The organism is Croceitalea rosinachiae (assembly GCF_031846445.1).
Taxonomy (GTDB): domain Bacteria; phylum Bacteroidota; class Bacteroidia; order Flavobacteriales; family Flavobacteriaceae; genus Croceitalea; species Croceitalea rosinachiae.
In genome coordinates this window covers 1,470,758-1,482,103 of sequence record NZ_JAVRHR010000001.1, presented here as the reverse complement: position 1 = coordinate 1,482,103, position 11,346 = coordinate 1,470,758, and the positions used below count along the sequence as shown (strand labels likewise).

Here is an 11,346-nt window from a genome sequence, read left to right as displayed (position 1 = left end):
AATACAAGCACAAGGGCCAAATACAGAATACGTTGTGTAAACTTGATTTTAAAATATAAACGATGTTAGGAAAAACGGACTTATCGGAACTGCTTGCTGAGATGAAGCCAAAACTCCAAAATGGGGATTATGTTTTTGTCAGTTTGCCCAATATGCTTAAAATTGATTTTTCAGAGGTTATCGCAACATTTAAGGAAAAGGAAGGGACCACCATAATCTTAGAAAAAGAAAAGGCAGATGCGCTAAAATTAAAATACGATTATATAGCTTCTTGGATTACCTTAAAAGTAAACTCTTCGTTGGCGGCCGTTGGCTTAACTGCTGCATTTTCCAATGCTCTAGCTGCTTCGCAAATTAGTTGTAACGTAGTAGCTGCATATTATCATGACCATATTTTTGTTGCTAAAAAAGATGGTGAAAAAGCAATGTTGATTTTAGAAGAGCTAGCAATCAAAAATACTTAGTGCTTGAACTTGAACTTGAACTTGAACTTGAACTTGAACTTGAACTTGAAAATATGAAACTCTGGGACAAAGGCTTTAGTACCAATAAAAAAATTGACCATTTCACCGTTGGTAATGACCGTGAGCTAGACCTAGTATTGGCTAAGTATGATGTCATTGCTTCAAAGGCGCATGCCAAAATGTTGGGCAAAGTTGGTCTTATTTCTGAAGATGAAGCTGAATCACTAGTATCAGCATTGAATGAGATTGCAAAATCAATTGAAAAAGGTGAATTTACTATTGAGACTTCATTTGAAGATATGCACTCTAAAATAGAGTTTTTACTAACTGAAAAACTTGGGGATACCGGAAAGAAAATACACACCGCTCGCTCAAGAAACGATCAAGTTTTAGTAGCCATGCATTTGTATTTAAAAGATGAACTGACTGAAATCAAATCAGAAGTGAATTCTCTTTTTAATGAACTTATAGCACTTGCCGAAAAGCATAAAAAAGTATTACTACCTGGCTATACACATTTACAAATAGCCATGCCCTCTTCATTCGGCTTGTGGTTTTCAGCCTATGCCGAAAGCTTGATCGATGATCTGTATTTTGTAAATGCTGCTTTTAAAGTCGCAGACCAAAATCCGTTAGGCAGTGCCGCAGGTTATGGGAGCTCATTCCCTATTGATAGAAGCTTCACTACTGAAGAAATGGGTTTTGAAACTATGAAATACAATGTTGTTGCTGCACAAATGGGCCGTGGCAAAATGGAGAAAGCAACCGCATTTGGAATATCTAGTGTTGCAGGCACTTTATCGAAAATGGCTATGGACATTACGGTGTATATGAGTCAAAATTTTGATTTTATCTCCTTTCCCGATGAGCTAACAACAGGGAGCAGTATCATGCCCCATAAAAAGAATCCTGATGTTTTTGAATTGATTAGGGCAAAATGCAATAAAATTCAAGCTGTTCCTAATCAACTATCTTTAATCATTAATAACCTCCCAAGTGGATATCATAGAGATTTACAGTTGGTCAAAGAAATCATTGTTCCTGCTTTACAAGATATAAAAGCCTGTCTGGAAATCTTGACCTTTAGTCTTAAGGAGATTAAGGTAAATAAACGAATTTTAGAAGATCCTAAATATGACTACCTCTTCAGCGTAGATACGCTTAATGAAATGGTCAAAAACGGCATGCCGTTTCGGGATGCCTATAAAACTATGGGCAAAGCCATAGAAAATGGCAATTTTAAACCCAAAAAAGATATCGAACACACCCATGACGGTAGTTTGGGTAACTTGTGTTTGGAAGAGATTCGAAAAAAGATGGAAAGCATTTAATTTTCATTGTTTTAAGAGTTTATTCCTATTAGGAATATATATATATATTATTGCATTCAGCAAAGCGGAAACAAAATCCGATGAAATGTGTTTTCTAAAATATGTTTTAGCCGTTTGCTTTAATATCAGATATTTTTTAGCCATGATTAGAAAATTGCCCCTTATACCGCTTTTATTTTTAAGTTTTAACCTTTCTGCTCAAACCCCAATATTATACACCAACTTTGAGCAACAATTAGTCGATTTAGGTATTGATACCTATGATATAAATGGTAATGAAAATACCCTAATATATTTTGATATGACCCCAAATGGGCCATATGATTTTCATGCTCCGATAACCACACCTCCCCTTTGTACCAACTTATCCAATCCTGCCAACAATGACATTAACGTTGCAACAGACATTCCTACTATTAGTTGGAACATTTCTGAAGGGGCAACCGGTTATAAGGTGGAAATAACGTCTACCAGCGCTAACAATAATATACCTCTTACCGATATTGGTAATATGGTAACATATTCTTTACCAGAAACCTTTTTAGAAGGCGATTTGGTAACAGTAAGGGTCGTCCCCTACAATACTTTTGGCGATGCCGGAAATTGTAGTTCCCAAAGATTTAGCATTTTTAGAGCTACTCCTATACCTTCATGTACAACCCTGATAAGCCCTATTAATGGGGCTATTGATATTGCTGTTGACACAAATATAAGCTGGGAGCCTGTTGATGGAGCAGATGGCTACAGGCTTACCATAGGAAGCTCATCAGGAGCAACAGATGTCTTGAATAGCGAAGATGTGGGTATCCTTACTTCTTATTCTTTTCTAGAAGAACTTTCTGAAGGAAAAACCTATCACATAACGATAACACCCTATAATACTGCGGGAGATGCTACAGGCTGTATGGAGGAATCATATACAACCATTGCAGAACTCGAAGAACCAGAAGAAGATAACGAGGTCAAATATGGGTTATCTCCAAATGGTGACGGCGTCAATGAATTTTGGGAAATTAATGGCATAGAAAACTATCCTAATAATACAGTGGTTATCTACAACCGTTGGGGGGATATGGTCTTCAAAATTGATGACTATGACAATAGTGCAAACGTATTCCGCGGTGAAGCAAATCAGCTCACTAGTTTTGGTGCAGGACAATTGCCTGAAGGTACTTATTTCTTTAACCTCATAGTACCTGAAAACAACAACCTTAAACAGACCAAAGGCTATTTGGTGCTAAAAAGATAATCATGAGAAAGCATCAATACATTTTCTTCTTGACCTTCTTGGTCATAGGAAATATCCTAGGGATTACCGCGCAGCAGACACCTGTATTCTCAGAATATAACTATAACCCCTTTCTTATCAATGCAGCCTATGCCGGTGTCGAAAACTACGCGGAGGCAACACTCAGTAATTCAGGTTTCAACAATGAGTTCGAAGGAACACCTAAAAACCTAGCTTTTACCTTTAACACAAGATTAAACGAGGGAAAGATGGGACTAGGTGTTGGCATCATCAATGATGAGATTGGCGTCACTACCGCTACACAGGTTTTTGCTGCGTATTCTTATAAAATATTCCTAAATGACAATTCTCATCCTTACTGGAAGATTTACGATCGTTCCTTTATATCATTTGGGCTTACGGCAGGAGCCCTTTTATATAGCGAGAACCTTTTGCAATTGGGATTACAGGACGACCCCAACTTTGCCGAGAATATCAACACTACTTTACCTGCAGCTGGCATAGGCATACTTTTTGGTCATGCCAATTTCTTTGCTGGGGTATCCATGCCAAATGTTTTGGGTGATACTTTTGCCAACCAGGATAATATTAATATTTCAAGACCCCTATATGCATATACCGGTTATCATTTTGCCACAAGCACATATGACCCACAGCTTATTTTAAAACCAAGTCTCTTGTTCAAGTATGAGAATGGGGCTCCTTTTCAGGTCGATGTTAATCTATCTTTCAATTACCAGAATTCTTTTGAGATTGGAGCTGGATACCGTAGTAGTAGTTCGCTAAATTTCATTGTAGGGTTTTACCTATTGAAAAATTTTAGAGCACTTTACAACTACTCGCAAAACAGTGGTGATGCACCTATTGGCAATACACATGGTATCATACTCAGTTATCGTGCCGGTAATGGGTATGCAGTGAATTGACGAATTGCAATCGCTCTTTGAAAACATTTTTAGGTGTTTCCCTCTAAAATAGATTTAGAGCAAAACGGATAAACTAAATTCGTCCGATTAAGTTATCTTAGAGCAATACAAGCTTACGAGATACATGAAAGACCACATATTTTTCCGCAATTTTAATTTCATTTTCATCTTTTTTATAAGCTTTCATTTTTGCACAGCACAAGACACCTATGTACGGAACACTTCTGCCGATGTACAAGCGTACGTTTTCGGCTTGAAGCTCAATGATGCGAATAATTCGATTGAAGGGGAAGCCATCATTACCGTAGATTTCAAAAACAAACTGAATAAATTCTCTTTGGACCTTGTTGGAAAATCGGAGGTCTTCGGTATGGAAATCAAAGGTGTTTTTGAAGGAGATAGCCTTGCAACGTATTCGTTTAAAGAAGATAAAATTCAAATCACTCCTTCATCTTTGGGGTCAAAAACCCGAACCTATAAAATTCAATACCAGGGTATTGCAGAAAGAGGCTTGGTCATCGACACCACCAAATTTGGGCAACGCTCCTTTTTTGGAGATAATTGGCCCAATTTGGCCAGACATTGGCTTCCTTCAGTGGATCACCCTTATGATAAAGCCAGTGTTGAATTCAGAATCACCGCTCCTGACCATTACGATGTGGTCACCACAGGAGAAAAGATAGAGGAAAGCAACTTGGGCAACGGCTACAAGCTGACTACTTATACAGAGCCTGCCCCTGTCGCAATGAAAGTAGTGACTATCGGCGTGACCAAATTTGCCAGTAAAATTTTAGAAGAGGTTAACGATATTCCCATTTCTGCATGGGTATATCCCGAAAATCGTCTAGACGGTTTTTCTGATTACGGTGTGGCTACCGAAGTGATGAAATATTTTATTGATAACATTGGCCCTTATTCTTATGCCAAGCTCGCCAATATGCAGGCCAAGACCCAATGGGGCGGTTTGGAGAATGCAGGCACCATTGCCTATTTTGAAAATTCGGTCACCGGAAAAAATGAAGTGGAAGGGTTGATAGCCCATGAAATTGCGCACCAATGGTTTGGCAATTCTGCCTCCGAGAACGATTGGAACCATGTTTGGCTTAGTGAAGGCTTTGCTACCTATTTCGCCATTCTATATCAAGAAAGTGTTTATGAGGATGAAAAACGAAAAGAGGAATTGGCTTTGGACCGAAAGCAGATTATAGACTACTACTTGAAAAACCCATCCCCCATTGTTGACCCAAGTATTAAAGACCCCTTGAAAGTTCTAAGCACGAATACCTACCAAAAGGGAGGTTGGGTACTCCATATGCTACGACATCAATTGGGCGATGCCATTTTCTGGAAAGGTATCAGGGCATACTATAAGCAATACCGAAACTCAAACGCCATGACCGATGATTTTAGAAAGGTCATGGAATCGGTCTCGGGCCAAGACCTTAAAAGCTTTTTTCAACAATGGGTTTTCACTAAAGGGTATCCTGAAATCAAATGGGACTGGGCCTACAAAAAAGGAAAAGTAGTTCTCAATCTGGAACAGACACAAGACCATCATATTTTTAGTTTTCCTTTGGAAATCGAAACCAAGGTTAAAGGAGAGTCTACTATTTCTACTGTTCAAGTCAATACTAAAAAGAGAACTTTCGAGATTGATGTTAAATCAAGTCCAGACAAAGTAATCCTAGATCCCAATCTTTGGTTATTGTTTGAAGAGAAATAGTGAAAGCACCATATCACTTTATCATTCCCAAATTAATTACCTCTTGAGCAGTTAGATTTCGCCAATGACCTCGTGGCAAGTCCTTTTTGGTAAAACCAGCAAAAACTACGCGATCTAATTTGGTGACATTGTATTCTAAATGCTCGAAAATGCGGCGTACAATACGGTTACGGCCAGAATGAATTTCAATACCCACTTCTTTTTTGCTCGCACCGCTGATATATGAAACCTCATCAACTTGCACGGGGCCATCTTCCAATTCTAGACCTGCTTGAATTCTTTTTAAATCTGTCAGGGTAACATTTTTATCTAACACTACATGATAAATCTTGCGAACGCCAAACTTAGGGTGGGTCAATTTTTTAGTGATATCGCCATCATTCGTAAACATTAAAAGTCCAGTTGTGTTCCGGTCCAACCGCCCTACGGGAAACAAGCGATTGTTAGAAGAACTAGAAATCAATTCCATTACTGTTCTTCTTCCTTTTTCATCATTAGTAGTGGTGATAAAGCCTTTTGGTTTGTTAAGAAGTATATATTCTTTTTTCTCTGGGTTTAAGCGCTGTCCATCATAACGAACATCATCTGTCAACTTCACCTTATAACCCATTTCTGAAACTACCTTTCCGTTGACCGTTACACTACCTGCCGCTATATAGGTATCTGCTTCTCGGCGAGAACAAATGCCTGCATTGGCAATATACTTGTTCAAACGAATCTCATCAGGATTGGTGTTTGTCTTTGGGGGCGCTTTTCTCTTATTAGGTGGTGTACTCCTAGAAAAGTTTTTCTTTTTTCTAAATCCGCCAGTTGGTCGGTTCTTATTGCTATCGGATTTCGGCTTGCGATTACCCTTATAGTCTGATTTCGCCATCAGTCATTATTTTTTTTGCAAATGTAGGCTTTTACGAATGCCCTTTCTAAAGAAAGTGGGAAATCTCAATAGCTATATTATCAATCAATTAACACTTATATTTATAGGGATTAATTCGACCAAAATGATTCAAAAGATTTCTTTGCTTCTGCTTCTGCTTATTCAAATTTCATTATCCGCTCAAAAAAAGGTCTTAGACCATGAAGATTACAAAATATGGAGTACTGTTCAAGATGAAACCATTGCGTCCGATGGTTCCCATGTGCTTTATAGTATTGAGCGAGGTGAAAAAGACCACTATTTAAAAGTACAAGATGGTAAAGGCGACTTTGTCTTGGAATATGATAGGGGTGAAAAAGGGCATTTTACTTATGATTCAAAATATGCCGTATTTAGCATAAAAGCATGGAAAGACAGCGTAGTCGCCATGAAAAAACGAAAAGTGAAAAAGAAAGACCTTCCAAAAGATTCTTTGGGAATTTTCCATTTAGAGAATAAATCCCTAGTTAAAATAGGAAATATAAAATCTTACAAAGTACCAGAAAAATGGTCTGGCTATATCGCTTATCAATTGGAAGAAATCAAAAAAGAGAAAAAAGAAGAAGAAAAAGATTCTACCACTGCTAAAGAAAAGAAAAAAGACAAACCTAAAAAAGTAGGTAAAGACAATGGGTATCATCTAGTGCTTAGAAATCTTGAAAATGGCAATCAAGACACCATCAAATTTGTAAAAGATTACACTTTTGCAAAAAAAGGAAGATACCTTGCCTATACGACAACTGGAGCAACAAAAGATGATAATGCAGGAGCGTTTGTACTAAATTTAGAAACGAATCTTACCACTACTTTACATCAGGCTGAAAAAGCAAAATACTTTAAACTCAACTTTAGCGATTCAGGTAAAAATTTAGGCTTCGTGGTGGATACGGACACCACCAAAATTCAACTTCGACCCAACGAATTATATTTATGGCAAGAAGGCAAATCCTCAGCTGAAAAGTTAATGGACAATGCTTCTACGCCTCATAATTATGTAGTATCAAAATATGGTGATGTCCATTTCTCAAAAGATGAATCCAAATTATTTTTTGGCTTGGCAAAACCACCTATTGAAAAGGACACTACATTGTTAGATGAAGAAATTGTGAATGTAGAAGTATGGACCTACGATGAACCTAAACTATATACCGTACAAGAGCTACAACTTAAAAATGATACAGTACAGTCATTTACCACTGCAATTCACTTAAATAATAAGCAAGTAGTTCCGCTGGCCAATAGTATTTACATGAATACGGAGCTCGGAGATGAGGGCAATGCGAAATTTGCGCTGGTAAATACAAGTATTCCCTACGAATTGCCCAGCCAATGGACCGCGCGAAGAGATTATAATTATATGGTCATCAATACCACTACTGGTGATACCCAATTAGAACTTAAGAAAGTACCGCAAATGCAATTGAGCCCAAAAGCGAATTATGGTTATGGCTATAACCGTGTTGATAGCACTTGGTTCGCCTATAATTTAACTTCAGGAAGTTATAAGGCTCTCACCAAAAACAAAAGTTTTTACAGCGAAGAGAATGATTACCCCAATTTTCCTTGGGCTTATGGTTCTGCAGGTTGGATCAAAGATGACAAAGCAATCATAATTTATGACCGTTATGACCTTTGGAAATTCAACCCTGATTCTGGAGCAGCTGAAAAACTGACCAACGGAAGATCTACGAAAACAGTTTACCGCTATCAAAATTTGGATGATGAAAAAAAATATATAGACCCCAATGAAAAATGGATATTAAGCACCTTTAATGAAACCTCAAAAGATGCAGGCTACGCTGAATTCAACCCTAAAAACAACTCGGTAAAACAGCTCATTCAAGGACCGTATCGCTATTCAAGCCTTCAGAAAGCAAAAATGAGTGATGCCCTATTGTATTCGAGAGAGTCTTTTGAAACATTCCCTGATATTCGATTAACAAACCTCAACTTTACAAAAGATCTAAAACTTAGTGACGCCAATCCGCAGCAAGCGGCATACAATTGGGGTTCTATTGAATTGGTCAACTGGACTTCTTTAAATGGAAAAGAACTTTCAGGAATGTTGGTAAAACCTGAAAATTTTGACCCTAACAAAAAGTATCCACTATTGGTTAATTTTTATGAGCGAAGCTCTGACGGTATCCATAGGCATCGCTATCCGAAACCTGAGCGTTCTACGATAAATTACAGCTTTTTTACCAGTCGCGGTTATGTGATTTTTAATCCCGATGTGGAATATCGTGTTGGTTATCCTGGTGAGAGTGCTTACAATTGCGTGATTCCTGGTGTAACTTCTTTGATAGAAAAAGGCTTTATTGACGCAGCTAATATTGGTGTTCAAGGGCATAGTTGGGGCGGTTACCAAATTGCCTACTTGGTTACTAAAACTGATATTTTCAAGGCGGCTGAGTCTGGAGCACCTGTACCAAATATGATTAGTGCTTATGGTGGAATCCGCTGGTGGACAGGCCTGAGCAGACAATTTCAATATGAGCACACCCAAAGCAGAATTGGTGGTACTCCATGGGAATACCCTGCTCGTTATATCGAAAACTCCCCCATTTTCAATATTGACAAAATCAATACGCCACTTTTAATAATGCATAATGATGCTGACGGCCATGTACCATGGTATCAGGGAATCGAATTTTTTGTGAGCTTGAGGCGTTTAGGCAAGCCCTCATGGTTTTTAAACTATAACGGAGAACCACATTGGCCTTTGAAATATCAAAACCGAACTGATTTTAGCATTCGTATGGCACAATTCTTTGACCATTATTTAAAAGGTGAACCCAAACCAATGTGGATGGAACGCGGCGTGCCGCCGATGGAAAAAGGAATCAAGCAAGGCTATGACCTTTTAAAAGAAAGTGACGAAGATTAATCTTCAAACTCAACGGTAGATTGCCTTTCTCTATTGACGGTCAGTTTTGTAACATCTGGCCTTGAATAGTGACCAACGGCATCAAAATTTTGTCGTTCTTCATATACCCGATTGAAGTCCAATGTATGGTAAATCAGCCCTTCTTTATCTATCGTTGGTGGAACAAGCCACTCGCCATCAGGTCCTGCGATACATGAACCACCGTTTGCCAAAACATCAGGTGCTTTTGATATGATCTTATTCAGATGTGGTGTGTCTTTCGGAAAATCTTCTTTTATCATCAAAGAAGAAACTGAAATCACATAGCTTCGTGATTCACGTGCAATAAAACGCGTAATATCCTTTGTATTATGTTCGCTGCCAGGCCAAACAGCTACGTGTAAATTTTCTCCTTGACCATATAAAGCGGCTCTTGGTAATGGCATCCAGTTCTCCCAACAATTAAGCCCCCCAACGGTAAATTGTTTTAAAGGGTGTACTTGCAATCCATTTCCATCACCCGGGGCCCATGTCAAGCGTTCATCATATGTTGGCTGTAACTTTCGGTGAACAGATTTAATTTCACCTTGCGCATTGATATAAACCAACGAAGCGTAAATACTATGACCTCCACGGTCTTTGGCCCGCTCCATTATCCCCAAATAAATAGCTATGGAATGTTCTTTTGCCAATTGGCAAATAGTATTTAACTCTCCTGCTTCAATTTGTATAGAATTTCGAACATAATGCGCGTGCAATTCTTTGTTTACTTTTAAATCCCAAGATGCTCCTTCAGTAAGAGCCAACCAAAATGGATACCCTGGCAAGAGAGCCTCTCCAAAAACAATCAGTTCGCTCCCATGCTGACCAGCTTCAACAATTGTAGCTTCTATTTTTTCAATAGTAGCACTTTTGTCTAGCCAAACTGGAGCAATTTGGGCCAAGGCAACGTTTAATAAATTTTCCATCATAAAATACGATTTAGGACTAAATCCACGTCAATTAACAAGATACTGAAAACACCAATAATGATGATAAACTTCAAAATATTATGAAGCCAGACGTAGTGTTTTTTACCAGATGCTTTCAAGAGCAATACAATAAAAAGTACTAGAAGTAAAACACTTATTACAAAGTATATGTACATCAAGCCCACATCAAATTTGGTGATTAAAAGCATCGCAGGCACCAAAGTCAAAACAATTAAAAGGATTATAATCGCTTTCGCAGCTTTTGCCCCATAAATAATGGGTACAGTCTTATAATTTTGGGCCATATCACCAGCCATATTCTCTAAATCTTTAATCAATTCGCGAGCTAGAATAAGTAAAAATAAAAATAGCGCATGGACAAAAATGACGGTTTCAAAATTCTTGTAATACACAAAGACCACAAAGAATGGGGAAATCGCTAAAGTTGCAGAAACCAAATTACCCAAAAAAGGAATTCGTTTCAGCTTATGTGAGTACAGCCAAATACCAAAAATATAGGCAGAAAAGAATAATACTGCACGGAATGATATATAACTCGCCGCAAATACCGCCAAAAAATTGAGTACAAAATAAGTAGTCAATTTAAATCTTTGGCTTACCAATCGATCCAACATGCTTTTAGTTGGCTTATTGATTAAGTCTTTTTCAGCATCATAAAAATTGTTTATAATATATCCTGCTGCAATTACTAAAGCTGAAGCCGTTACTATTAAAAAGAGATTGATATCAAAAACCACTCGTCGTAATGGCAAATTGGGTGAGAGTATGTAAATAGATGCCAAATATTGGGCAAGTGTAATCATTAGGATGTTGTAACCCCGAACTACTGAAAATAGACTCAACAACTTATAAAGCAGGAGTTTATTTTTTCTAGAAAGCATG

At 38.0% G+C, this 11,346-nt stretch carries 9 protein-coding genes; 6 read left to right on the top strand and 3 right to left on the bottom strand.

Annotated elements, in window-relative coordinates; genetic code table 11:
* Nucleotides 1–62: 62 nt before the first annotated feature.
* The 5 genes from RM706_RS06710 (at nt 63) to RM706_RS06690 (ending at nt 5,693) form a co-directional block, all read left to right on the top strand.
* Nucleotides 63–464, top strand: coding sequence for an ACT domain-containing protein (locus tag RM706_RS06710; RefSeq protein WP_311350258.1), 402 nt, complete (start codon nt 63–65; stop codon nt 462–464).
* A gap of 53 nt (nt 465–517) precedes the next feature.
* Nucleotides 518–1,795: an argininosuccinate lyase gene (argH, locus tag RM706_RS06705; protein WP_311350464.1), complete on the top strand. Its 1,278-nt coding sequence runs from the start codon at nt 518–520 to the stop codon at nt 1,793–1,795.
* Between the two features lie 85 nt (nt 1,796–1,880).
* Complete coding sequence (locus RM706_RS06700) at nt 1,881–3,044, top strand: gliding motility-associated C-terminal domain-containing protein (RefSeq protein WP_311350257.1); 1,164 nt, start codon at nt 1,881–1,883, stop codon at nt 3,042–3,044.
* Between the two features lie 2 nt (nt 3,045–3,046).
* Nucleotides 3,047–3,970 (top strand): PorP/SprF family type IX secretion system membrane protein, encoded by a 924-nt coding sequence (locus RM706_RS06695; protein WP_311350256.1) that lies wholly within the window; start codon nt 3,047–3,049, stop codon nt 3,968–3,970.
* 124 nt (nt 3,971–4,094) lie between these two features.
* The gene (locus RM706_RS06690) at nt 4,095–5,693 is read left to right on the top strand and encodes a M1 family metallopeptidase (protein ID WP_311350255.1); all 1,599 of its coding nucleotides are present in this window, start codon (nt 4,095–4,097) and stop codon (nt 5,691–5,693) included.
* Nucleotides 5,694–5,706: 13 nt separating this feature from the next.
* Here RM706_RS06690 and RM706_RS06685 read toward each other — a convergent pair whose 3' ends face one another.
* Complete coding sequence (locus RM706_RS06685; protein WP_311350254.1) at nt 5,707–6,567, bottom strand: pseudouridine synthase; 861 nt, start codon at nt 6,565–6,567, stop codon at nt 5,707–5,709.
* Nucleotides 6,568–6,691: 124 nt separating this feature from the next.
* Here RM706_RS06685 and RM706_RS06680 point away from each other — a divergent pair, with 124 nt between their 5' ends.
* The gene (locus tag RM706_RS06680; RefSeq protein ID WP_311350253.1) at nt 6,692–9,493 is read left to right on the top strand and encodes an alpha/beta hydrolase family protein; all 2,802 of its coding nucleotides are present in this window, start codon (nt 6,692–6,694) and stop codon (nt 9,491–9,493) included.
* On the opposite strand, the gene RM706_RS06675 is transcribed toward RM706_RS06680, so the two are convergent.
* Both RM706_RS06675 and RM706_RS06670 read right to left on the bottom strand, forming a co-directional pair.
* On the bottom strand, nt 9,490–10,440 hold the full coding sequence (locus RM706_RS06675; RefSeq protein ID WP_311350463.1) for a carbon-nitrogen hydrolase family protein: 951 nt from the start codon (nt 10,438–10,440) through the stop codon (nt 9,490–9,492). The two genes, RM706_RS06680 and RM706_RS06675, sit on opposite strands and share 4 nt — an antisense overlap.
* Entirely contained in the window at nt 10,440–11,345 is a 906-nt protein-coding gene (locus RM706_RS06670; protein WP_311350252.1) for a geranylgeranylglycerol-phosphate geranylgeranyltransferase, read from the bottom strand. Before RM706_RS06670 ends, RM706_RS06675 begins: the two co-directional genes overlap by 1 nt.
* Nucleotide 11,346 lies beyond the last annotated feature (1 nt).